Source organism: Tissierella simiarum, from assembly GCF_018917865.1.
GTDB classification, from domain to species: Bacteria; Bacillota; Clostridia; order Tissierellales; family Tissierellaceae; genus Tissierella_C; species Tissierella_C simiarum.
In genome coordinates this window covers 191,559-216,596 of sequence record NZ_JAHLPM010000002.1, presented here as the reverse complement: position 1 = coordinate 216,596, position 25,038 = coordinate 191,559, and the positions used below count along the sequence as shown (strand labels likewise).

General features: G+C 32.0%; 16 protein-coding genes. 13 read left to right on the top strand and 3 right to left on the bottom strand.

Annotated elements, in window-relative coordinates; genetic code table 11:
- Positions 1-4 precede the first annotated feature (4 nt).
- The 4 genes from kamD to KQI42_RS03210 all read left to right on the top strand — a co-directional run bounded on the left by kamD (position 5) and on the right by KQI42_RS03210 (position 4,808).
- Positions 5-1,558: a lysine 5,6-aminomutase subunit alpha gene (kamD, locus tag KQI42_RS03225; protein ID WP_216516689.1), complete on the top strand. Its 1,554-nt coding sequence runs from the start codon at positions 5-7 to the stop codon at positions 1,556-1,558.
- Positions 1,558-2,316 carry a lysine 5,6-aminomutase subunit beta gene (gene kamE / locus KQI42_RS03220; protein ID WP_216516687.1) on the top strand — a complete coding sequence of 253 codons (759 nt, stop codon included), beginning with the start codon at positions 1,558-1,560 and terminating at the stop codon, positions 2,314-2,316. The genes kamD and kamE overlap by 1 nt, the downstream gene beginning before the upstream one ends.
- Positions 2,317-2,455: 139 nt before the next feature.
- Positions 2,456-4,408 carry an OPT family oligopeptide transporter gene (locus KQI42_RS03215; protein WP_216516685.1) on the top strand — a complete coding sequence of 651 codons (1,953 nt, stop codon included), beginning with the start codon at positions 2,456-2,458 and terminating at the stop codon, positions 4,406-4,408.
- Positions 4,409-4,460: 52 nt separating this feature from the next.
- Positions 4,461-4,808: a PqqD family protein gene (locus tag KQI42_RS03210; protein WP_343231635.1), complete on the top strand. Its 348-nt coding sequence runs from the start codon at positions 4,461-4,463 to the stop codon at positions 4,806-4,808.
- A 39-nt stretch (positions 4,809-4,847) separates the two neighbouring features.
- On the opposite strand, the gene KQI42_RS21620 is transcribed toward KQI42_RS03210, so the two are convergent.
- The gene (locus tag KQI42_RS21620; RefSeq protein WP_216516683.1) at positions 4,848-5,933 is read right to left on the bottom strand and encodes an HD-GYP domain-containing protein; all 1,086 of its coding nucleotides are present in this window, start codon (positions 5,931-5,933) and stop codon (positions 4,848-4,850) included.
- 230 nt (positions 5,934-6,163) lie between these two features.
- Here KQI42_RS21620 and KQI42_RS03200 point away from each other — a divergent pair, with 230 nt between their 5' ends.
- From KQI42_RS03200 to KQI42_RS03185, 4 genes are all read left to right on the top strand, one after another.
- The gene (locus KQI42_RS03200; protein WP_216516681.1) at positions 6,164-8,704 is read left to right on the top strand and encodes a sulfatase-like hydrolase/transferase; all 2,541 of its coding nucleotides are present in this window, start codon (positions 6,164-6,166) and stop codon (positions 8,702-8,704) included.
- Positions 8,705-8,934: 230 nt separating this feature from the next.
- Positions 8,935-9,705 carry an ABC transporter substrate-binding protein gene (locus tag KQI42_RS03195; RefSeq protein ID WP_216516679.1) on the top strand — a complete coding sequence of 257 codons (771 nt, stop codon included), beginning with the start codon at positions 8,935-8,937 and terminating at the stop codon, positions 9,703-9,705.
- Between the two features lie 85 nt (positions 9,706-9,790).
- Positions 9,791-10,492: an amino acid ABC transporter permease gene (locus tag KQI42_RS03190; RefSeq protein ID WP_216516676.1), complete on the top strand. Its 702-nt coding sequence runs from the start codon at positions 9,791-9,793 to the stop codon at positions 10,490-10,492.
- Complete coding sequence (locus KQI42_RS03185; protein WP_216516674.1) at positions 10,479-11,201, top strand: amino acid ABC transporter ATP-binding protein; 723 nt, start codon at positions 10,479-10,481, stop codon at positions 11,199-11,201. Before KQI42_RS03190 ends, KQI42_RS03185 begins: the two co-directional genes overlap by 14 nt.
- A gap of 271 nt (positions 11,202-11,472) precedes the next feature.
- Here KQI42_RS03185 and KQI42_RS03180 read toward each other — a convergent pair whose 3' ends face one another.
- Positions 11,473-12,258, bottom strand: a complete 786-nt coding sequence (locus KQI42_RS03180) for a MurR/RpiR family transcriptional regulator (RefSeq protein WP_216516672.1) — start codon at positions 12,256-12,258, stop codon at positions 11,473-11,475.
- Positions 12,259-12,419: 161 nt separating this feature from the next.
- On the opposite strand from KQI42_RS03180, the gene KQI42_RS03175 reads away from it, so the two are divergent.
- From KQI42_RS03175 to uxuA, 5 genes are all read left to right on the top strand, one after another.
- Complete coding sequence (locus KQI42_RS03175; protein WP_216516669.1) at positions 12,420-13,736, top strand: family 4 glycosyl hydrolase; 1,317 nt, start codon at positions 12,420-12,422, stop codon at positions 13,734-13,736.
- Positions 13,737-13,748: 12 nt separating this feature from the next.
- A complete protein-coding gene (gene chbG / locus KQI42_RS03170; RefSeq protein ID WP_216516667.1) occupies positions 13,749-14,504 on the top strand; it encodes a chitin disaccharide deacetylase in 756 nt (251 codons plus the stop codon).
- Between the two features lie 21 nt (positions 14,505-14,525).
- Positions 14,526-16,070, top strand: a complete 1,545-nt coding sequence (locus KQI42_RS03165; protein ID WP_216516665.1) for a PTS transporter subunit EIIC — start codon at positions 14,526-14,528, stop codon at positions 16,068-16,070.
- A gap of 83 nt (positions 16,071-16,153) precedes the next feature.
- Entirely contained in the window at positions 16,154-17,173 is a 1,020-nt protein-coding gene (locus tag KQI42_RS03160; RefSeq protein ID WP_216516663.1) for a zinc-binding alcohol dehydrogenase family protein, read from the top strand.
- Between the two features lie 15 nt (positions 17,174-17,188).
- On the top strand, positions 17,189-18,232 hold the full coding sequence (gene uxuA, locus KQI42_RS03155) for a mannonate dehydratase (RefSeq protein ID WP_216516661.1): 1,044 nt from the start codon (positions 17,189-17,191) through the stop codon (positions 18,230-18,232).
- Positions 18,233-18,593: 361 nt separating this feature from the next.
- On the opposite strand, the gene KQI42_RS03150 is transcribed toward uxuA, so the two are convergent.
- Positions 18,594-25,031: a hypothetical protein gene (locus KQI42_RS03150; protein ID WP_216516658.1), complete on the bottom strand. Its 6,438-nt coding sequence runs from the start codon at positions 25,029-25,031 to the stop codon at positions 18,594-18,596.
- Positions 25,032-25,038 lie beyond the last annotated feature (7 nt).

Below are 25,038 nucleotides of genomic sequence, written 5' to 3'. Positions count from 1 at the left end.
AATCTTGAGCAAACTAAATCTTGATCCAAAACTAATAGACAGTTCAAGAAATGCTGCTAGAAATATAGCAGATGATGTGCAGAAGTTTATAGATGAACATACTACTTCTGCTACAGAAAGAACTGTCGTAAGACTTTTAGGTATCGATGGAGTAGATGAAATAGAAAAACCTCTACCAAATGTAGTAGTAGATAATATTAAGGAAGGGGGAGGTTTAGGAAGAGGAGCAGCATATTGGATAGGAAATGCAGTAGTAAATACAGGAAATACTCCTCAAGAAATCGCAGAAAAAATAGCTCGTGGTGAAATAGATATTACAAGATTACCTGCAGCTAATGAAGAAAAAATAAGAGAAGTCATTTTTGACATGGCAGAAAAAACTGTTGAAAGAATTAAAGCTAATAGAGAAAAAAGATCGGACTTAATTTCTACTTTAGGAGAAGGTAAAAGACCTTATCTATATGTAATAGTAGCAACAGGAAATATTTATGAAGATATAATACAAGCACAAGCTGCTGCAAGACAAGGTGCTGATGTTATAGCGGTAATAAGAACTACAGGGCAATCTCTACTAGACTATGTACCCTATGGAGCAACTACAGAAGGATTTGGTGGAACTTATGCTACTCAAGAAAACTTTAAGTTAATGAGAAAAGCCTTAGATGAAGTAGGAGAAGAAGTAGGTAGGTATATTAGGTTATGTAATTATTGTTCAGGTCTTTGTATGCCAGAAATAGCAGCTATGGGTGCTATGGAAAGGCTAGATATGATGCTTAATGATGCTCTATATGGAATTTTATTTAGAGATATAAATATGCAAAGGACTTTAGTAGACCAATATTTTTCAAGAATAATCAACGGATTTGCTGGAATTATTATAAATACAGGAGAAGACAACTATTTAACTACTGATGATGCAGTAGAAGCAGCTCATACAGTTTTAGCATCTCAATTTATAAATGAGCAATTTGCTAAAAAGGCTGGTATTCCTGAAGAACAAATGGGTTTAGGGCATGCCTTTGAAATGGACCCAACCTTGGAAAATGGATTTCTATATGAATTAGCTCAAGCTCAAATGGCAAGAGAAATATTCCCAAATGCACCTTTAAAATATATGCCTCCAACTAAATATATGACTGGAAATATATTTAAAGGTCATATACAAGACGCTTTGTTTAACATGGTGTCTATAATGACAAATCAAGGTATCCAATTGCTAGGAATGTTAACAGAAGCTATTCATACGCCACATTTACATGATAGATATCTATCTATTGAAAATGCACAATACATCTTTAGTAATGCTAGAAATTTAGGAGACGAAATAGAATTTAAAGAAGGTGGAATGATTCAAAACAGAGCACAAGAAGTTTTAGGAAATGCAGAAGAGTTACTAACCCAAATAGAAAAAGAAGGATTATTCCAAACTATAGAGCAAGGTAAATTTGGTGGAGTAAAGAGAGCACGTACTGGCGGAAAAGGGTTAGATGGAGTAGCTAAGAAAGATTCAGGCTATTTCAATCCATTTATCGAATTGATGCTTGGAGGTGACAGATAATGGTAGAAGTAGCAAAAGTAGATTTAACTAATGTAAAGCCTTATGGAGATACATTAAATGATGGTATGGTTCAACTCGGATTTACATTGCCAGTTCCAGCAGGAGATGAAGCAGGAGAAGCGGCTAGACAATTGGCGAAAAAGATGGGATTAGATGAACCAAGTGTAGTATATTATAAGGACTTAGGTGTAGGATATACCTATTTCGTAGTATATGGAAAGTGTGCTCATACTGTAGATTATACAAAGATAGAAGTACCAAAGGTAGATGTAGATGTAATGAGTAAAGAGGGAGTAGAAGAATATATAAAGGATCATATTAAAAGAAAAGTTGTTATAGTAGGAGCTTGTACTGGAACGGATGCTCATACTGTTGGTATAGACGCTATAATGAATATGAAGGGATATGCAGGTCACTATGGGTTAGAAAGATATGAGGGAATGGAAGCTTATAACTTAGGAAGCCAAGTTCCTAATGAGGAGTTAGTAGCTAAAGCCATAGAATTAAATGCAGATGCTATTTTAGTATCCCAAGTAGTAACTCAAAAAGACGTACACATTCCAAATTTAACTCAATTAGTAGAACTATTAGAAGCAGAAGGTATAAGAGATAAAGTAGTTTTAACTTGTGGAGGTCCAAGAATTTCCCATGAATTAGCAAAGGAATTAGGATATGATGCAGGTTTTGGAACTGGCTCTTTTGCAGAAGATGTAGCTACTTTTGTAGTAACAGAAATGGTAAATAGAAATTTAGTATAAGACAGAGGAAAAATTCTTCTGTCTTTTTATTTAAAATTTTTCCATGTAAATATTAAACATATAAAGTATAAATTGACTACATGATATAGTTTTTGTTATAATATACTTAGTACTGTATAAACTTAAAAATATATTAATAATGAGGAGGGATAGTGTGGAGAAGTCAAGTAAAAAGTCTGAAAATTTTAAACCTTATATACCTTCAGACAAGATTATGCCAGAAATAACACCAGTATCTTTAATTGTTGGTATTTTTATGGCTATTGTTTTTGGAGCTGCTAATGCTTATATTGGTCTAAGAGTAGGTATGACCATAAGTGCATCTATACCAGCAGCAGTTATTTCAATGGGAATTATTAGGGGGATTTTAAAGAGAGACTCTATACTAGAAAACAATATGGTACAAACCATAGGATCTGCAGGTGAATCTTTGGCTGCAGGAGCCATATTTACCTTACCAGCTTTATTTATTTGGTCTCAAGAACTTGGAATGGCTCAGCCAAGCTTATTAAACATAGTATTTATCTCTTTAACGGGAGGTATACTTGGAGTTTTCCTAATGTTGCCTTTGAGAAAGGCATTGATTGTAAATGAGCATGGAAAATTACCTTATCCAGAAGGTACAGCTTGTGCAGAAGTACTAATAGCAGGAGAAACAGGTGGAAGTAAAGCAACTACTGTATTTTCAGGATTAGGAATAGGGTCATTATTTAAATTTATTACTGATGGAATTAAGCTATTCCCAAGTGAAATAGAGTGGGCTATACCAGGTTATAAAGGTGCAGCTATAGGTATGGACACTTTACCAGCTTTATTGGGAGTAGGATTTATTGTAGGACCACAAATATCATCTTTTATGTTAGGTGGAGCAGTACTAGGTTGGTTAGTAATTATACCTCTTATAACTCATTTAGGACAATATATACCAGATATAATTTATCCAGCAGCAGTACCTTTAAGTCAGTTAGATTATTGGGGCATATGGGGCAACTATATTAGATATATAGGGGCTGGTGCCGTAGCTTTTGGAGGTATTTTAAGTCTAGTAAAATCTTTACCACTAATTTTCAGAACTTTCAAAGAAGCTTTGGGAGGATTAAAGAGTACAGCAGGAAACAAATCTATCTTAAGAACTGATGAAGATATGTCTATAAAAATAGCACTAATAGGAGTCATTATAATAGTAGCATTAATAGGCTTTACCCCTATAGTTCCTGTAGGAATAGCAGGAGCATTAATAATAGCAGTATTTGGGTTCTTCTTTGCAACAGTATCAGCAAGACTTGTAGGATTGGTAGGTAGTTCCAATAATCCTGTATCAGGAATGACCATAGCTACTTTATTGATTACAAGTATAATCTTTAAAGCTATTGGTTTTGATGGGGAAGAAGGAATGATTGGTGCCTTATCTGTAGGAGCTGTAATATGTGTTATAGCTGCTATGGCAGGAGATATGTCTCAAGACTTGAAAACTGGTTATTTAGTAGGGGCTACACCAAGAAAACAACAATATGGGGAACTAATAGGTACCGTTGCATCAGGTTTAGTAATAGGCTTTGTATTAGTATTATTAAATAAAGCTTGGGGATTTGGATCAGCAGAACTACCTGCACCGCAAGCTACTCTAATGAAACTAGTTATTGAAGGTGTAATGAATGGTAATCTACCTTGGGTTTTAGTATTCGCAGGAGTAGGTATAGGTATAGTAGTAGAATTACTAGGAATTCAAATTCTACCTTTTGCAGTAGGACTTTATTTACCAATCCATTTAAGTACTCCAATTATGCTTGGTGGTATAATTAGAGGAATCCTTGAAAGAAGAAAAGAGAGTGAAAAAGTATTAAAAGAAAAAGTAGATAGTGGAATATTATTCTCTTCAGGGTTAATAGCAGGAGAAGGATTAATAGGAATATTACTAGCTATATTAGCAATAATACCAGCAGGATTAAATGCAGCGGGAAAAGAAATTACTGTAGCAGATAAAGTAAATCTTGGAAACAATGTTTTAGGTCAATGGGGTTCATTAGCTTTCTTTGGATTATTGACTTTATTGTTAATAAAGAATTCTTTCTTCAAAAAAGAAGAGAATTAAAAGGTTGTCCCAGTTAATCTGGGACGACTTTTACATACTGGGAGGAAAAGTTGTGGCTAAAAATAAAAAGGATGAAAATTTATTAGATTATGTGCCTAATAAATCGAAAAAAGTAGTTTATAATAAAAAAGAAAATGGGCTTATAGAAATAATAATGCCTAGAGATTCCATAATTGAAAGGATAATAAGAAAACTATTTTTTACTCCAGATAAATATAGGGTAGAGTTAGATAAGATGGGAACTTTTGTCTGGGAGCAAATAGATGGACAAAGAACTATCTATGAAATTGCAGGATTGGTTCAAGAACATTTTAAAGAAGAAGCAGAGCCTTTATATGAAAGGTTACTTCAATATATAAATATCCTAAAGAACAACAACTTTATAACCTTTGATAGATAAACTACCCCCTTTTTTATTCAAATAAAAAAGGGGATTATTTTATTTAGTTAATTTATCTACCATTATATCTACTAATTGAGGATGAAATTGTTTGCCCTTATTTATGTTTAATTCTTCTACAACCTTTTCTACCGGAAAACTTTCTTTATAAGACCTACTTGACAACATGGTATCTACTGCATCAGAAATTCCTATAATATAACTACCGAAAGGAACTTCATTTTCTTTTAATCCATCGGGATATCCTTTTCCGTCATAACGTTCATGGTGATGTTTAATCATTATAGGGACATCCTCTAATTGTGGCGTATTGACCAATAATCTTTCCGAAATATTATAGCTGCTAATAGGATGATTTTTCACTATTTCAAATTCACTTGTTGTTAAGGGACCTGGTTTGTTTAATATATTTTTATCTATAATAGATTTACCTACATCATGTAATAGTCCCCCAAAGTACAATTTTTTTACTTCATTATAAGGAAACTTTAGTCTTACAGCTATTTCACTAGATAAACTAGCCACATTGTGACTGTGACCAGGAAGACTTGGATCCTTATGTTTAAGGCATTCTAACACAATGTCAGACAGGTCAATTAAATTATGAATAGGATTTTCTTTAATTGATAGAAGATCTAGCAGTTTCAAAATAATAGAAATATACTCCAGAAACATAGGATTTTTTTCTATTAGAAAACAATCATACTCCCTATAATCAAAGGAACCAAAATAAATATAGCCAATGAGAATAGAGCTATTTTTTTTATTTACAAAAGCTGGTATATACAATTCACTTTTTATTCCCTCAATCATAGGTAAGGAACTATTAGGTTTATATCTTTTTTCCAACATGGACTTCTCTAATAATAAATTATGGAATATATAATTCATTGTATTTTGTATAAAAATAACCTTTGGTATCTCTATTAGATTTTTAGCTCTATTAGAAAGATGTTCACCACATAGCAAGGCAGCGTTTCCACTTTCGTTAATTAAATAGGTCAAGCATAGGTCATATTTTAATTTTTCATTTAATTTATGCAAATAAGATTCCATCCTTTTCTTAACAAGAGAAGATTGGTAGGATAATAGTCCTTCAGGGCTAATATTTTCATAAATAGACACTAGATTCACCCCTAATTATTATTAATAATGCAAGAGCATTAATACACATATTCGACATTTTTCTTATAAATCCTCCCAATTTTAAAATAAATGTAAAAATATTTACTTCTCTTGTTAATATTAAGACATAACTTTAATCTTCCTATTTTCTCCAAAATCTTGCATAATAGTTCCTATTAGTGTAAATTAATATTGGGACAACTTTTTAAACTAAATTGGAGGTTTGTTGTATGTTACTATCTATATTATTAATATTAAAGGTTATTTTATTTATAAATGTAACTCATGTTGAATTCAATAAGATTACTATATTTTTAATAAGCAGCTTTATTTCTCTTTTCTTCTTATCAATAATTTATTTTAGTAATAATAAGAAGAAACAAACTGTGGCATTTACTTTTTACTCTTTTGTATCGATCATTATGTTTGTAGATGCTGTATATTATACTTATTTTAATGCTTTACCATCTGTAGCAATGTTAAAACAACTTAACCAGGTAGCTGCTGTAGGTGATAGTGTAAAATCATTATTAAGTATAAGGACTCTATTATTTATAATAGATATACCCATACTTATCTTTTATTTAAAAAAGAAAAAGTCGAAAATAGAAGAAGAAAATATAAAGTATGGCAAAAATGTTAGGATAGGTGTACCTGCCGTTATAGGTATTATGATTGTTGTCTTATTAACATCTTTAGGTTATAAAGGACAGTTAGATTCAATAAAGGCTCAAGAAGTTTATAGCTATCATATTAGTGATATTAAATACGCTATAAGTGGGGATCCTACACATGTGGCGGAAGGAAGAGGTATCCTTACAAAGGAAGATTTAGATGAATTAAAAGAAAGAACTCAATTAAAAGATGGAAAATTAACAGGAATAGGTAAAGATAAGAACCTTATAGTTCTTCAAGTAGAATCTTTACAAAATTTTGTTATAGACTTACATTATGATGGACAAGAAGTCACTCCAAATCTAAATAAATTAATTAAAGATAAAAGTTCAATTTATTATGATAGATACTATCAATTACTAGGTAGAGGGAATACTTCTGATGCAGAATTTGTATCCCATAATTCCGTATATCCTTCTATGGAGGAATCCAGCTATGTTCAATATGAAAACAATACTTTTTATGGTTTGCCAAAGATATTAAAAGATAATGGTTATACCCCTTGGGCATTTCATGGATACAAAAAGGAATTCTGGAATAGGGCTAACGCTTATGTAAATCAAGGATTTGAACGTTTTGTAAGTGAGGAAGATTATAAAATTGGGGAAACTTTAGGATTTGGATTAGGAGATGAAGATTTCTTTCATCAATCTATAGATTATTTAAAGGAATTAGACAGTAAGGATGATAATCCTTTCTATGCCTTTATGGTGACCTTAACATCTCATAACCCCTATAAGATGCCAGAAAAATATCACGAGATAAGCTTAAGAGATGAACACAAAGACACTATTTTAGGGAACTATTTGCAATCAATCCATTATACAGATAAGTATATAGGGGAATTTATTGAAAGATTAAAGGAAGAAGGTCTTTATGATAATACTGTTTTAGCTTTATATGGAGATCATTTTGCTATAGCTAGTGTAAACAAAGATGTTCAAGAGCTAATGAGTAATTTTTTAGAAAAAGACTATGACTATGATACTATGATGAATATACCTTTAATAGTTCATGTACCTGGAGAAGAAATCAATGAAACCATATCTAAAATGGGAAGTCAGTTAGATTTTTTACCTACTATGTTAAATATTATGGGATATAAAAACGAAAAAGGATTGATGTTTGGTAGAGACTTAACTAACTATAAAGACTATAATTTTATAGCTCAACAAACTTATATGCAAAAAGGTTCATTTATGGATGAAGACAAAATGTTTGTCATAGCTAGAGACGGTATATTTGATCATAGTAAAGCTATTAAATTGGACACTAGGGAAGAACTTGATATTAGTCAGTTTAGGGGTATGTATGAAAAAGTAATTGATGAAATAAATAAATCTGATTTTATTTTAAAGAAGGATATCCTAAAGGAGTTATTGCAGAATAACGGAGAAATAGATTTTGATCAATTACAAGGACCAGATATAGCAAATAAAAACTATATTAAAAATAGTTATTATAATTCTTTAGAAGAACTTAATAAAAGTTATGAGGAAGGCTATAGATTACTAGCTGTAGATTTACAATGGACAAGAGATGACGAAATAGTTCTTCTTAAGGATTGGTATTGGTTCTATAACAATTTATTTGAAAATCCTAAAGATCATCTTTTCTTAGATGAATTTAAAAACATGAAAATGGTTGATGATCAGACTCAAATGACTATGGAAGACTTGGCAAAATGGATGAAAGAACATGAAGATGCTTATGTAGTTCTTAGGACTACAGAAGAGAAGGATAATTTATTGATGAAAGTAAAAGAGGATTATCCTGATTTAAGATTTAGATTTATCCCAGAAATAAAGTATTTTGACCATTACTTTACCCTATCCTTTAGAGGTTTTAGAAATATAATATTGAATCTAACAGAAACTGAGTATTCAGAAGATGAAGTACTAGATTTCCTAAATATGCATCCTCATTTTGGAGTGGCTATAAGTGAGAAACAAGCAAAATCAGGGTTAGCTAAAAAGATTGAAAAAGTAGGAGTTAACTCTTATGTAGACAGTATCAATAAGGAAAGAAAAGTGAAAAAACTAGAAAGAAAAGGAGTATATGGAGTATTTACAGATGATATACTGCCAAAAAAATAAAAGATAGACAGAGAAATTTTAAAATGAGTTCTATCAAGTAGACAATCTAAATAATAAAAATCATTAAGCAGTCAAAGTTCAATATTTTATTGGGCTCTGGCTGCTTAATTTTTCATTCTCTAGTTAGATATATGTTTTTTGGATCATAGGGAAAATATATTCCTATAGGTGATCAGTATCTTTGATGGAAAATAAAAAAGTATTTCTAATTATAATAATATATAGTAATTGTGAAAAAAATAATTGCACTAATGTTAGCTATAGTGTTACCCGTCACAATATTTTCCGGTTGTACGGCAAAATCTACAAATTCTTCATCCGATTCTGCCACTGTTGAGGATGGTAAACTGATTATAGTTACCGAGGAAGGTTTTGCTCCTTATGAGTATTATGACGGTCAAGATGTTGTTGGTGTTGATGTGGATATTGCAAAAGAACTGGCTGCTATTATGGGTAAAGAACTTGTAATCAAAGATATAGCGTTTGATTCCATTATTCCCGAAATCAATTCAGATAAGGCGGATTTAGGTGCAGCTGGTATGTCTATAACTTCCGAGCGTCTGGAAGAAGTTGACTTTACTATCAAGTATGCAACGTCCAAACAGGTTGTTGTAGTAAAAAAAGATAATACTACCATTAAAAATCCTGAAGACATTAATGGAAAAAAAGTGGCTGTACAGCTTGGTACCGTTGCTGATCTAGTGCTTACCGAAGATTATCCAGATTGTACATTAATTCAGCAAAAGAAATATCTTGCGGCAGCTGAGGACGTAAAGTCTGGTAAGGCAGATTGTATTGTTATGGACGCTCTTCCTGCGGAGGAATTGGTTAAAGCAAACCCAGAGTTGGTTATTTTAGAAAAAGAGTTGTTCACAGATAAATATGGTATGGCTATGAGAAAAGGAAATACAGAATTGCTTGAGCAGGTTAACGAAGTTCTACAGAAGCTAATGGATGAAGGTAAAATTGAGGAGTTTACACTTAACCACACATCCAAATAAACTCTCACCCTAATAACATTTACCAAGACAGCAAGGTATTTAAGCCATGCTGTCTTGTATAAATTTTACGAAAGGATGCGAAAAATTGGAATTTTTACAGAACATATCACAGGATTTCTATAAGAATATTGTCGCTCAGCAACGTTATTTATTTTTTTGGAACGGATTGAAAGCCACTATTGCAATGGCATTGATTGCCATTGTAATTGGTGTTCCTATTGGAATGATAATTGCTCTTATAAAAAATAGTGCGAAAGAAAACAAAAAGTTACGATGGGCTGAAATCATCTGCAATCTTTATGTAAATCTGATTCGAGGTACCCCTGTTGTCCTTCAGCTAATGATTATTTATTACATTATATTCCGATCTTCCAACATTTCAAGTATTTTGGTAGGTGGCTTGGCGTTTGGAATCAACTCTGGAGCTTATGTTTCTGAGATTGTTCGTGGAGGTATCGAGTCCATTGATAAAGGACAGATGGAAGCAGGACGTTCACTAGGGTTTAATCGTAGTCAGACTATGCGAATGATTATTTTGCCTCAGGCAATTAAAAATATTCTTCCGTCACTGGGCAACGAGTTCATTATGCTGATTAAAGAAACTTCTGTTGCAGGTTATATCGGTATTCTTGATATCACAAAGGCATCTGACATCGTTGCATCTAGAATCTATAATTATTTTTTCCCATTGACTGTTGCTGCTTGTATTTATCTAGTGCTGACACTGGGACTAAGCAAGCTTATCCGTATTCTTGAAAGGAGGATGGCTAAGAGTGATAACCGTTAAAGGACTACATAAGAGTTTTGATGGCAATCATGTACTGAAAGGCGTTGATATAACTATTAAAAAAGGTGAAAAGGTTGTTGTTATCGGTCCGTCTGGATCAGGAAAATCCACATTTTTACGTTGTCTCAACCTTTTGGAACAGCCCACGCAGGGCGAGATATGGTTTGAGAGCAGCAATATTACTGATCCAAAGACTAATATCGATAAAGTTCGCCAGAAGATGGGTATGGTATTTCAGCACTTCAACCTCTTTCCACATCTTACTGTGAAAAAGAATATTACACTTGCACCTGTAAAATTGGGGCTTCAGACACAGGAAGAAGCGGATACAAATGCTATGCACCTGCTGGAACGTATTGGTCTTGCTGACAAAGCGGACAGCTATCCTAATATGCTTTCGGGCGGACAAAAACAGCGTATTGCCATTGTTCGAGCACTTGCTATGAATCCTGAGGTGATACTATTTGATGAGCCTACATCTGCACTTGACCCAGAAATGGTGGGTGAGGTGTTGGAATTGATGAAAGAACTTGCTAAAGAGGGTATGACAATGGTAGTTGTCACTCACGAAATGGGATTTGCACGTGAGGTTGCCACCCGTATGCTGTTTATGGACGAAGGTATTATCATGGAACAGAATAATCCTCAGGAGTTTTTCTCCAATCCTCAAAATCCTCGTCTGAAAGATTTTCTTACAAAAGTTTTATAGAAATCATCATATCCTATTTTTACGGTAAGATAAAGCTGTCTGCCATTTGGCAGACGGCCTTTTTATACAATAAGTTCATGAGATAAATAAAGAATGAGTAAAAAATTAAATATTATTTTACGTTAGTACATCTTAATGTGTTCACTACTTTATACTAGTACTAGACTCATAGAGATTACGTCTGCATTTAATAAATTGTGTTTTTTGTATGACAGAATTTAATGTTTGCCTTATTTCATAAACCTCATTGCCATCTCATTGTTCAAATTGTTCATTTTCCAGATTCAGATATAGAATTATGTCTTAAATTCGAAATATACTTGGCATAACTAAACGATATATAGTCCAAAACAACATTTAATGTAATTGGAGACCAATGTAAAATACCATTACTCAGAGTTTCGAATTTTTTAAAATACAAACTATAATCAGCTCTTGAAGCAATAAAATTCGTCTTTAAAGATGTAATAGATATTATTTTTACTCCTTTCATTTTTAGCATATTTAATAGAGGTTCTATATCCTTAGTATTTCCACTTAGAGATACAACAAAGAATACGTCATTACTTGATACAGAAGAAAGAACATGCTCTTTATCTGCAAGAGTTCTAAGTTGTATGATAGGTTTATGATAGTACATTAAATCGTTACTAAGAGTTTGAAGAGCAATAGTTTGTTTCCAACCAGTACCATATCCATATAAGTTATTTGCGTGATAAATGGTAGCGCATATATCTTCCATATTTTTTTTATTAATTGAATCTAATGTTATTTTTAAGTCATTTAGTAATACATCTTCATAATTTAATTCCATGGCTATATCATTTACTTCATTCCGTTGCCCTTTAAGAAAAAATTTAAATTCAATAAATCCTGAAAAGCCAAGTTTCTTTGCAAGTCTATGCATTGAAGCAGTTGAGGTATTACAAAGTTCTGAAATTTTTTTAATATTCATTTCTGACAACATATCCCAATTATCTAACATATTCCTTAATATATATAGATCATTTTCATTTAATTTATTAAAATGTTTATTGATAATTTCCTCTAATGTCATAAAAACCTCCTTTGAAAAAAAATTCGAGTTTTGAAAAGAAAAACGTTTTCTGTATTATAGAACAAACATTCTAAAAAATATTGTTAATCAAAATTATACATGATATATATATAATAGTAAACCGGTGCTACATGATTATTGATTGAAGGGAGACTTATAAAATGAAAAAAATAACGCTTTGTATTGCCGGAGGAGGAAGTACACATACTCCAGGTATTGTCAGAACATTATTAAATAACATTGAGAAATTTCCAGTAAAGACAATAAGACTTTATGATATTGATGCTGAAAAAAATGATGATATGTATGTAATTATAAAATATATGTTAAAGCAGCAAGGATTAAATGGAATTGAAGTTATGAAAACAGAAATACCAAAAGAAGCTTTTGAAGGCTGCGATTTCATTTTTTCACAAATTAGAGTTGGTGGATTTAAAATGAGAGAGCAAGATGAAAAAATCCCACTTAGACACGGATTAGTTGGTCAAGAAACATGTGGATTAGGAGGTTTTGCATATGGATTAAGGTCCATGGGTGGATTCCTTAAGATGATGTCATATATTCAAGAGTTTGCACCAGAAGCTTGGGTGCTAAATTATACTAATCCTGAATCAATTATTGCTGAATCCGTTAGACGTAGATTTCCAAATGCCAAAATTATTAACGCATGTGATATGACAATTGGAATTGAAGAGGTTCTTGGGAATACATTTGGATACGACAGTAAAGATTGGATTCCAGAATACTATGGTTTAAATCACTTTGGATGGTATAAGAGCATTTATGACATTGCTTCTCAAAAAGATATAATGCCTGAATTAATTGATAAAATAATAGAAAACGGTATCCATTGGGATAGAGCAGGGGAAAGTTGGAAAAAGGCATATTATATGATGGGGCATATGGTTAAAGTTTTTCCTTCTAATATACCTAACAATTATTTAGAATACTACTTATTCCCTGACATGGCTATAGATGGTGAAGATGTAAGCTATACAAGAGCTAATGCAATTATGGATGGTAGAGTAAAAGAGCTTAAAGAAAAGGCTGATATGATTAGGAAAGACCATGAAAGAACAGATATTGATTTTGGAAGTGGAGTCCATGGGCAATATATTGTAGATATGGCATCTTCAATATTAAATAATCTAAACATGAGATTTAAAGTAATTGTACCTAATAAAGGAGCTATTCCGAACTTAAGACAAGACGCAGTTGTTGAGGTTCCAGCATACGTGAATGCTAAAGGGGCTGAACCAATTTCTTTTAGAGAAGACATTCCTGATTTCCATAAAGGTCTAATGGAGGCTCAAGTAGCAGCAGAAAAACTGTTAGTAGATGCATTCTTTGAAAAATCTTATCAAAAAGCATTACAAGCATTTACTTTAAATCAAAGTGTACCATCAGCAAGAATAGCAAAACAAATATTAGATGAAATGATTATAGCCAATGAAGGTTATTGGCCTGAATTGAAGTAAAGGAGAAATAAAATGGGAAATGTTATTTTTAACGCAGACGATTTTGGATATAGTAGAGCAATAAATATGGGAATCATTGATGCACATAAACATGGTATATTGACTTCAACAACACTTATGGCTAATACGCCGGGGTTTGAGCATGCAGTTGAATTGTCTAAAGAGAATCCAAATTTAGGAATAGGAGTTCATTTGACGTTGACTCATGGCAGACCGTTGCTTGAGGGACATAAGACAATAGTTAAAGAAGATGGTTCTTTTAGGAATATAGCATTTTATGAAAGGACAAACTTTGTGGTAGATCCAGAAGAAGTATATGCTGAATGGGATGCCCAAATTCAAAAGGTTATCAAAGCGGGGATAGTTCCAACCCATTTAGATAGTCATCATCATGCACATACATTTGGTATAAATAGGGAAATAGTAATTGAGTTAGCTAGAAAATATAATTTGCCAGTGAGAAATAATCTCTCTTTACCAGATGATATTAGGCATACAAACAGATTTGAAATGAATTTTGATTTTGTTGGCAGAAATTCTGAGCTAAGACAAGAAAAATACTTAGAAAACCTTATTGAAGATTTTAAGAGGTTCGAAACTACTGAAGTAATGTGTCATCCAGGATATCTAGATTATGAAGTATTATCTACTTCTAGCTTGACAGAAAATAGAGTGAAAATTTTAAATTTTATAATTAATTCTCAGTTTTCAAGAAAATTAAAAGAAAACAAAGATATTACATTAGCTACATATAATTGTTTAAAATAAAGTTATTAGGGGAGAATTTCTATGAAAGAAAGAATTTATAAATCTATTCAAATGTTCTCAAGGGCAATTATTCAACCAGTAATGTTTATGACAGTTACCGGATTATTTATTGCAATTGCAGCTGCACTCAAGATAGAACAAATGCCAAAAGCTGTAATTGATATAGGTAATTTCTTTTTTAAAGTTTTAAGTAAGGGAGTTATTTCACAATTACCATTAATTTTTTGTGTTGGTATTACTGCAGCTCTGGCAAGGAAAAAGAAGACAGATGCAGCAATTATGGGAGTAACAGTATTTCTAATTTATATTTATGCAAATAATACAATTTTAACATTAACTGATAGATTAGCTAAGGTAAATGAATTAGGTAGTTTAAGTGGAACTGGTCAGGCTATGGTACTAGGTGTACAGATTACTGACATGGGTGTGTTCCTTGGCATACTTTTAGGATGTGTTTCAGCTTATGTTTTCAATAAATTGTGTGATGTAAAATTCCATTCATATATATCTATGTATGAAGGAACAAGATTTGCATTCTTAGTAATGATTTTTGTTTCTATAGCATTAGCAGTGGTATTATCATATGTTTGGCCAGTAGTAAATACAGGAATTACTCATTTAGTTAATTTTATTGCTTCAACCGGACCTTTTGGATTATTTATTTATGGTTTTGCAAATCGTATGTTATTACCATTTGGATTGCATCATTTATTGTGGATGCCTTTATACTATACTCCACTAGGTGGAACAGCTCATATAGCTGGTGGAACATATAGTGGGGCTTTAAATATTTGGTTGGCTGAAATCGGAAATGTTAGTTCACTAACATCGATTGATCCTTCAGTAGGATATTTGGCAAACTTTGGGTATATTGCTTTACCTATTGGTATTGCTTTAGCATTAATAAAAACTGCAAGACCAGAGAATAAAGATAAGGTAAAAGGTGTTCTTTTACCAGCAGTATTTGCAGCTGTTATAGCGGGTATAACAGAACCTATTGAATTTATCTTTCTATTTGTATCACCAATTTTATGGATTGCGCATGGTGTCATTTACGGATTAGGGCTAGTTCTTTCAAAGGTATTTGGTTTAAATATTATGATTCATAATATAATTGATACGATAATGTATGCATTAATTATACCTATGAATTTAGGAAGACAATGGTTAATTCCAATATTATTAATTATCTTAACAGCGCTTGAGTATTTTGTATTTGTATTTATAATTAAGAAACTAGATATTAAAACAATTGGTAGAGAGATTATGGCTGATGATGACCTAGCACAGTCTACTGGGAAATTAAGTGAATCAAAAAATGAAGCGTTAGGTTATATTGTAGAAGGATTAGGTGGAGTTGACAACATTGTTGAAGTAAATAACTGTATTACAAGATTAAGAATTGATATTGTTGATAATGATTTAGTAAACGAAAGTATTATTAAGAAATATAAAAATTCTGGAATTATTAAGAAAAATAAACATATTCAAATTATTATTGGAGTTGGAGTAGACAACGTAAAAGAAAACCTTGTTGAATACATAAAATCTCATTCAACAAAATAAAAAAATAAATTAATTAAACTTAAAAATAAGGTTTCTACTCTATTTTTAAGTTTAATTAGCAATTTGTAGAGGAGATTGTTTTTATGAAAGCAATTATGATTGAAGGACCACACAAATTAAGAATTATTGATATGGAAAAACCACAGATTAAAAATAAAGATGATGTATTACTAAAGATTATTAGTGGTGGAATTTGCGGATCGGATATTGGTATTTATAATGGAACTAATTCTCTGGCAACATATCCAAGAATTATTGGGCATGAATATGCTGGAATAGTTGAAGAAATTGGTTCGGGAGTTACTAATGTAAAAATAGGAGATGTGGTGGCTGTTGATCCAGTTAGATCATGCGGTAAATGTTATGCATGTAAAAATGGAAGACACAATGTATGCTCAACGTTAGAAGTTACTGGAGTTCATAGAGATGGAGGGTTTTGTGAATATGTAGTTACTTCTGAAAAGTATGTCTATTCAACTGATTTAGGTAAAGATAATGATTACTTAGTATCACTGGTAGAACCCTATTCTATCGGTATGGAAGTAAATAATAGAGCAAATATTAAAGAGGAAGATACTGTTCTAATAATGGGGAGCGGTCCTATTGGATGTTGTGTAATGCAGGTTGCTAAGTCTAGAGGTGCAAAGGTTGTAATGACAGATTTGGTTGATAACAGGCTAGAAAGAGCCAAAGATATGGGAGCAGATGTTGTTTTAAATGTTTTAAAAGAGGACTTGAGTTCTAAGATAGAAGAAATAACTTCTAATGAGGGATTCCCAGTTATTGTTGATACTGTATGTTCACCTAGATCTTTTGAACAGGCAGTTGAGCTGGCTTCTCCAGCAGGGAGAGTAATTGTACTTGGGACTACGAATAAAGTTTCAGAAATACCTCAAGTAAATATAACAAAGAAAGAGTTAGATGTGAAAGGATCTCGATTAAACAATCATTGTTTTCCAGAAGTAATTAAAGGTTTTGAGATGGGTAGTCTTACTCCTAAAAAACTTTGTACACATGTTTTTGATTACAAAGATGCTCAACATGCTCTTGAATTATTACAAAACTCACCCGATGAAACATGTAAAGTAATATTAAAATTTTAAACTGGAGGATTTATTATGAAGATGTCATTTAGATGGTATGGTAGTAATGACGAAGTTACACTTAATAATATACGACAAATACCTAATGTATCATCAATAGTGAGTGCAGTATATGATGTTCGTCCAGGAGAAGTCTGGGATTTTGAATCTATTATGAAATTAAAGAAACAGATAGAAGATGAATCTATGGAATTTGAAGTGGTGGAAAGTGTTCCAGTTCATGAGGATATTAAATTAGGAAAGCCAACAAGGGATAAATATATAAATAATTATAAGGAAAATATTTTGAGATTAAGCAAAGCGGAAATAAAAGTAATCTGCTATAATTTTATGCCTGTTTTTGATTGGACACGTACGCAGTTAGATAGAAGATTAGATGATGGATCAACAGCTTTAGTATATTATCCCCATCAATTAGAGAAAATGAACCCATTAACTGGAGAATTAAGTTTACCTGGATGGGACGCAAGCTACACTAAAGAAAGTTTGAAAGAGGTATTTAATGAGTATTCAAACATTACAGAAGATGATTTGTGGAGTAATTTGGAATATTTCTTAAATGAAATTATACCATTCGCTGAGAAATGTAATGTTAAAATGGCAATACATCCTGACGATCCCTGTTGGCCTATTTTTGGGTTACCTAGAATAATTACATGTGAAGAGAATTTGGACAGGCTATTAAAAATAGTAGATAGTCCATTTAATGGATTGACATTCTGTACAGGATCATTAGGAGTTTCTAGTGATAATGATATTCTAAAGATGGTGGATAAATACTCAAAAGCAAATAGGATTCATTTCTTACATCTAAGAAATATTAAAATTACCCCAGATGGTGGTTTTGAAGAAACAGCACATATGTCTAAATGTGGAGATATAGACATGGTAAAGGTTTTAAGTATACTTCATCAAAATAATTTTACAGGATATATTAGACCTGATCATGGACGAATGATTTGGGGAGAAACTGGTAGATCAGGTTATGGATTATATGATCGTGCGATAGGTGCGTCATATATCAATGGAATATGGGAAACATTATCCAAGAAGGAGTAGCTTTATACAGTATATTTGCTAAAGTACTAGCTAAAAATGATGCAAAAGCTTATAAAGTAAATGTATTAGATAAACAGAATTTATCGGATTACAAAAATACCTGCATATTCTGCTGCTAAAGCTGCGGTTAGCAATTTACAGAATGGTTGGCAGTGCACTTTTCAGAAACAGGAGTAAGATGCAATGCACTAGCGTCTGGATTTTTTATATATTGACTTTTAAGTCTCATATTAAATAAAACCATGATTAATCAATATCTGATTAATCATGGTTTTAAAAATTTATCTTCATTTACATTATTTTAATGAACCCTATATACTCAAGGGGTACGACAGTAGCATGAGATGTTTTCTCTCTCATACTAGTCTTTCTTCCAAACTACATGTTTATTTTCATGTTGATTTTCTCTACTATCACGAATAATTATCTCGGAGCAAGTTCCAAGTTTTATACTTTCTTTTAGCCATTCAGGCAATACTGTATTTCCATTATCACACTTAATCCATCCATGGGGAGGATTGTCAGTAAGATATATAATATACTCCATATCAGTAGTGGTACCATTTAACTCGTGAGGATTAGTATGGGTACTTAATATTACATGAGTTAATTCTAAGTTTTTGGTAAATTCGATTTTTGTTATTTGGCTTGGAAGTGCTTTATCTGTTGCTGTAGCTCTAATTTCAACGATTTTATCTCCGCTTAAATCTTCTGTAGCCAATAGCTCTCCTGAAATCCAAGGGCTATCATTCTTTGGATTTATTCTATACTCAAAGTCCTTCCAACCATTTGTATTAGGGTTATAAGCAATAGATGTTATTTTATTATCTACATCATCATATTCAGCTACAGGTCCAGATGCAGCGGCTTTTATTACAGCTTTTCCTTCTGGGAGGGAAGCTAAGGTAGTTTCTGTAGCTCTTTGTCTAAACTCCAATTTACCAGCCTTAAATTCTACTTCATATGCATCAGACTGTGCATCTAGTCTTTTCCAACTATCTTCGCCAATTCTGTATTCTAAGTTTTGGTTGCTTTGGTTGGAGATTTTTTTAGTACCTATATTGTAATAAACAGAACCTAATTTCGGTAATTCTTCTCTTTTAAGATCTGCTAGTATTTGTTTATTTATAGATGGCTTACCTTTTTCTCTTATCCATACATTCATACCTGGTGCAAAATCTACATTAGTTTTTTCATTACTAGCAGCCTTCCAGTTTCCATCTGTTCCGTCAGTAGAGTTTATACTATACTCCATATTGGTTGTTGTTCCTTCAATATAACCTCCAGCCACATTAACGCTAACATTGTCGAAAGTTAAATTTTTTGTAAAAGAAACTCCTTTTTCTTTACTAGGTAATTCTGTAGTAGTAGCAGCTTTTCTTACATATACCATGATATTGTTATCTTTTTCTGAATCACTATCAAATACATTACCTAATTTCCAATCACCATTGCTACCAATTTTATATTCAAAGGTACTATCTATATTCTTCCATTCCTTATTAGTTGAATCATAATAAAGAATTTTCTTATCCTTATCATCTATACTTTTGATTTCTGGAGGATTTGCAGGTTCTTTTATAGTAGCCTTTTCTACTGGTAGAGATGGTAATTTAGTAGTAGAACCTTTAGCTCTAAATTCTAGCTTGCCAGGTTTAAATTCTACACCTGTTACCTCGTTTCCATTTATGCTAATCCACTTATCTTCAGCTATTCTATATTCTAAAGTATTATTTACTCCCATAAGTTTTCCGTCTTTTATACTATAATTGATACTATTTAGAGTAGGTTCTGCTGCTTGTTCAACTGTACCTAGTTTTCTTATGTTGATGCTGCTTCCTTTTTCTCTTACCCATATTGTAGTTCCTGAAGAAAATTGAACTAAAGTTTCATTACTTTTTCCAGCAGTCCAACTACCATCCGTTCCATTAGTAGAGTTTAAGCTATATTCCATAGAAGTGTTGGTTCCTTTAATTTTTCCTTCTCCTACACTTAAAGCTACATTACCTAGGAACAATCCATTTAACCTTTTAGTAGATTGAGATGGAAGGCTTCCACTTTCGCCAACTACAGCTTTAAGCCTTACTCTTAAATCTGCTTTATCATCTAAAGTTATTTTATCAGTTGATGTAGATATAGGAGTCCAGTTGTTGCCGCCGTCAATACTATATTCCATAGTATTCACTATGTTTTTCAAACCTACAGCTGCTTTACCTAATGTACTTTCATAGTCTACTGAAGAAATTTCAATACCTTCAGGTGCTTTCTCATAATTTAGGTTGACTACTTCTCTATATACTTTAGGCTGTAATTTTTCTCTTACAAATAATCTTACAGGCTCTAACTTATCAATAGTTACATCACTGTCACCAATAGTCCAAGTTCCATTGACTCCATTAGTAGAGTTTATACTATATTCCATTTCATCAGTTATGCCGATAAATATAATCTTATTATTTTCTATTTTATATTTAACATTTTCTAAGTCCATAGGTACACTTTTTTCAATTTTTACTTCTATATCATTAGAATCCATAGAACCTTGTTCTGCTACAGCACTTCCCTTTATTTTAATTCTAATAGTTATTTTGTCAATAGGATTAGAGGATGTTCCTGATACTTTAATTTCCATCTTTTTATCATCTAACCTTTTTACAGTAGTTTTCAATCCACTTGGAAGTCCTGTGATAGTAATATCTTTATCCGTAAGATCCTCCTTTAAATTACTATTGGTCACTTCTATTACCCAAGTGTCCATACCAGGTCTTACGGTTTTACCATCTGGGGCTTGCATGGTTACAGTATCCTTACCATCTGCAACTTTTCCTTCAACCTTTAATATATCAGGATGTAAAGTGAACATTGGTACAGCTATTACATCTTCTTCTGCATTCTCTATTAATTCTTTAGGTATAGTAAGTTTAACCGTTTCTTTAGTAGTACCGAAGTCTACATTCACAGGAGGTAGAGTAATAGTAACTTTTTTACTAGAGTTTCTAACAACATGATTATCATTTATAGCTTTAGCTATTTTGTCCCATCCACTTCCTCCTTGGAAGCCAGAAATCAATTTATCTTTATCAATATTTCCTTCCCAATTTCCATCAGCCAACTCTATAACTATAGTGTTGCCCCCTGTTATTATATCTTTTTGTCTAATAGTATTCTTTACAACATCACCTGATATAGTAGCCTTTACTGTAGGTTTAATAGTAATAGTTCCACTAGCTTTAATAGGGTTAATAGCACCTTTAATTGCTTCTGGAGGAATGGTTAAAGTAATTTTTTGTTCTTCTACTATATCGTAATCCTTAGTTTCAGGGAAGGATATAGTTAGAGTCTTATCGTTTATAGTTAAAGCACCACTTCCATCTGCTATAAGGCTATTGATTACTTTGGACCATTGACCTTGTTGGTTATCGGCGTTAAATCCACTAAAGAATTTATCTCTTATAGTTTTATCTCCTTTTAAATCAGCCCATACAGCATCGACTAATTTAATTTCTAGTGTTTCTCCACCAGTAACTATTCCACCTTCAAGAATTTTCTTATCTTGAAAATTAGCACTGCCTTGTTTGATTTTGTCGGATTTTATTTCAAAGGTTTTATAACCTTGAATTTTATTGTTATTGTCTATTTCAAAGATGGTTAAATGTTGTCCTACTTTTACTGTAATATTTTTGCCTAGCTCATAATCTTCTCCAGTGGCAGAATCTCCTTTAGCTGGTATAGCATAAGGTTTATCTTGAAGTACTATTTTATATTTCTTTCCATCACTAGCAGTACCTATTTTAACAGTGTCTATTTCGCTACCCATATTTATATCTAGGTTTAAAACAGGGGCATGTTCTTTAACTTCATTACTAGTTACCTTAACGACAGCGTATCCTTTAGTTTTGCTGCTGCCGTCTACAGCCAATAATAGAATATATCCATAATCATTATCTTTTACTGGATTTACTTGTATATCTTGTCCTAAAGTATAGAAGGAAGCGTCATCAACTATACTGTTTAAATAAGGCTTTTCGCTAGGATCTAAATCCTTTTCAAGGGTTTTAATTTTCCATCTATTGGCACCACTGATTCCGTAGAATTCTAGTTTGCTAAATTTAGTAGTTCCAGGTTTACTTCCTGTTGTAAGGGTATAGTTTACATCTGTTAATATAGGAACTTCTCCGCCACGAATATTTTTATCCGTTAACCTAAATTCTCTATAGGCTTTAACTTGTCCATTATCATCTGTAGCAAGTAAAATCAGATAATCATTTACTTTTACATTTTCTATATCGCTATCTTTTATATAAGGAGTACCTTCGAATTTACTATCTAATTCTATAGAACCAAAGGTTTTATCTCCAATTTTATATATCCACTTAGTAGCCCCGGTAATATTGGTACTAAAGCTTAAAAATCCAAATTTAGTACTGCCATTTTTACTACCGGGCACTGGTTCAGTATAATTGGTGTTTATCATTAAAAGAGGAGCATTAGGATTTTTTATTTGGTCTTCTTTTATTTCAATTACAGCATATCCTTTAGTTTTTAAATTAGAATCTGTAGCTAATAAAAGTATATTTTCTCCTGGTTCAACTCTAATATCTCTGCCAGCTCCATAGGAAAGACTTCTTTCTACAATAGAGTTATATTCAACATCTATATTTTCTTTTATTATCTTATATCTCCATTGATTAAATCCTTCAATACCTACTTGGCTTAGATTCTCTATCTTTACTGCATTTGCCATTGAACCTTTAATAGGGGCGGAATAATTTTCTCCTTCTTTTAGTTTTTTAGCTTCAGGCATCTTTACATTTTCAGAGTTTAACTTTATAAAAGCATAGCCTTTAATCTTATAGTTTGTACCATCCTTAACTGTAGCTAACAATAATAAATTTTTATTGAAATCTTCTTCAGAATAAAATTCATCTTTCTCAGCAACTACAATATCTTTCTTTGCTTCAATGATTTTAGCTCCTTCAACCATACCATTTGATTCTGGTATTTGGAAGTTTTCTTTTCCAACTACATACATCCACTGATCTACATCTTTTATAGATGTAGTAGCAGATAGAACTTCAAATATAGTAGTACCTATATCTGTACCTTTCTTAGGATTAGAATAATGAACTCCTAGTTCTAAAACCATTGGTGGAGAATTTTTAATCATATCTATCGTTAATGTTTCTTTACCAAAGGCTTTTACTTTTCCATCATTATCTGTAGCTAATATTAGAAGGGTATCTCCTGGGTTAGCTTTTATATCCTCACCTAAGATATAGTCCTTGCTTCCTGGGTATACTTTGTCTAATAAAGCATCTGATAAGCTTTTACCCGTTATATACATCCATTTATTTGCTCCATCAACTTTGTCTAAATCACTAACCTTAGTAGTTTGTGGAGCATTACCTTTCTCTGGACTAATTTTAAATTCAGGAGCAGCTTTACCTTTTATTTGAGTTTCTTCTAGTTTAAATAGGGCATATCCCTTTATTTTATTTTCATCATTAACGCTAGTTAAGAGTAGATAATCTCCTGGATTAGTTTCAATATTGCTGCCATCCACATAATCTTTACCAGTAAATTTACTATCCATTAGAGGAATATTTATTTTATTTTTGCTTACTAGTATTTGCCATTTAGTGGCTTCTATGGTGCCAAAGTTTAGTTTTTCAAACTTAGTAGTGCCATCTTCAGTGCCAGCAATAGGTCCCGTATAATGGGTATTAGCTATTAATTTAGTAGGAGGTAAGGATAAATTGTTCTTAGTTACCTCTAAAATATTGTAACCTGATATCTTTCCGTCTTTGTCTAAGGAATATACTAAAACATATTTTTTAAAATTATCCTTTATAGAATCAATATCCTCTCCACTTACTACAATAATATCTTCACCAGATACATAGTCTATGGCTTCTGTGAAATTATGATCCTTATAAACCTTATCTAAAGAATCGTTAAGTACTACGACTTTCCATTTATCGTTACTGTCCAATCCTTCTATAACTACAGACCCTGCTATGTTATTGCCTTTGACTAATTTTCCAACTTCTAACTTAGCAGCTTCCTCTCTAGGTTTTTTAACCATCTTATCAGTAATTTTTATGTTGACATAAGCTTTAACTTTATCCATTCTATCTGTTGCATAAAGACCTAAGTATTTACCGGACTCTATTTCGATATCCTCATTTTTTGAATAAGGAGTACCATTGGTTAATTGAAAATCTTTATTTAAAGAATCTTCTTCTTTGTCTAAAACTTTTATATACCATTTACTAGCTCCTATAGGCATATTTAAAGTAGAAATTTTAGTAGTACCATCTTTATAACCAGGTTCAGGAGTAGAATAATCCTTGCTAGTCAATAAAGGTATAGCTCCAACATTTATATAATCACCGAGGTTTCCTTTTCCTTCATCTTCAATTTCATTGAAAGCTACGGCAATGTTTTTAGTAATCATATCAAAATCTACTCCTAATTCAATACTGTTTTCTCTCATATAATTTGCTATGTCTACTGGAGTAGTAATACCTTCTCTTTTTAATATTTCAGATAGGTATTCTAAATGCCTATCTTCTTCTTTTTTAATATTTACATATTTTCCTTCTTCTACTTCTCTATAAAACCTTTTTACATCTGCACCTTCTAATATATCCTTTAACAACTCATCTTGTTCCTGACCATTATTCACTCTATAAGATTTTTTTAGTCCAGTATGGATAATATCTCCAGGTGCTGCAAAAGAAACTATACTGCTCATTACCATTACAATAAGCAGAATAACTGCTGTTGTTTTTCTCATAGCTGCC

Coding starts and splice junctions, on each gene's coding strand:
- KQI42_RS03215 (WP_216516685.1), top strand. CDS start 2,456: ATGAGGAGGGATAGTGTGGAGAAGTCAAGTAAAAAGTCTGAAAATTTT.
- KQI42_RS03160 (WP_216516663.1), top strand. CDS start 16,154: ATGAAAGCAATTATGATTGAAGGACCACACAAATTAAGAATTATTGAT.
- uxuA (WP_216516661.1), top strand. CDS start 17,189: ATGAAGATGTCATTTAGATGGTATGGTAGTAATGACGAAGTTACACTT.
- kamE (WP_216516687.1), top strand. CDS start 1,558: ATGGTAGAAGTAGCAAAAGTAGATTTAACTAATGTAAAGCCTTATGGA.
- chbG (WP_216516667.1), top strand. CDS start 13,749: ATGGGAAATGTTATTTTTAACGCAGACGATTTTGGATATAGTAGAGCA.
- KQI42_RS03165 (WP_216516665.1), top strand. CDS start 14,526: ATGAAAGAAAGAATTTATAAATCTATTCAAATGTTCTCAAGGGCAATT.
- KQI42_RS03175 (WP_216516669.1), top strand. CDS start 12,420: ATGAAAAAAATAACGCTTTGTATTGCCGGAGGAGGAAGTACACATACT.
- KQI42_RS03200 (WP_216516681.1), top strand. CDS start 6,164: ATGTTACTATCTATATTATTAATATTAAAGGTTATTTTATTTATAAAT.
- KQI42_RS03180 (WP_216516672.1), bottom strand. CDS start 12,258: ATGACATTAGAGGAAATTATCAATAAACATTTTAATAAATTAAATGAA.
- KQI42_RS03150 (WP_216516658.1), bottom strand. CDS start 25,031: ATGAGAAAAACAACAGCAGTTATTCTGCTTATTGTAATGGTAATGAGC.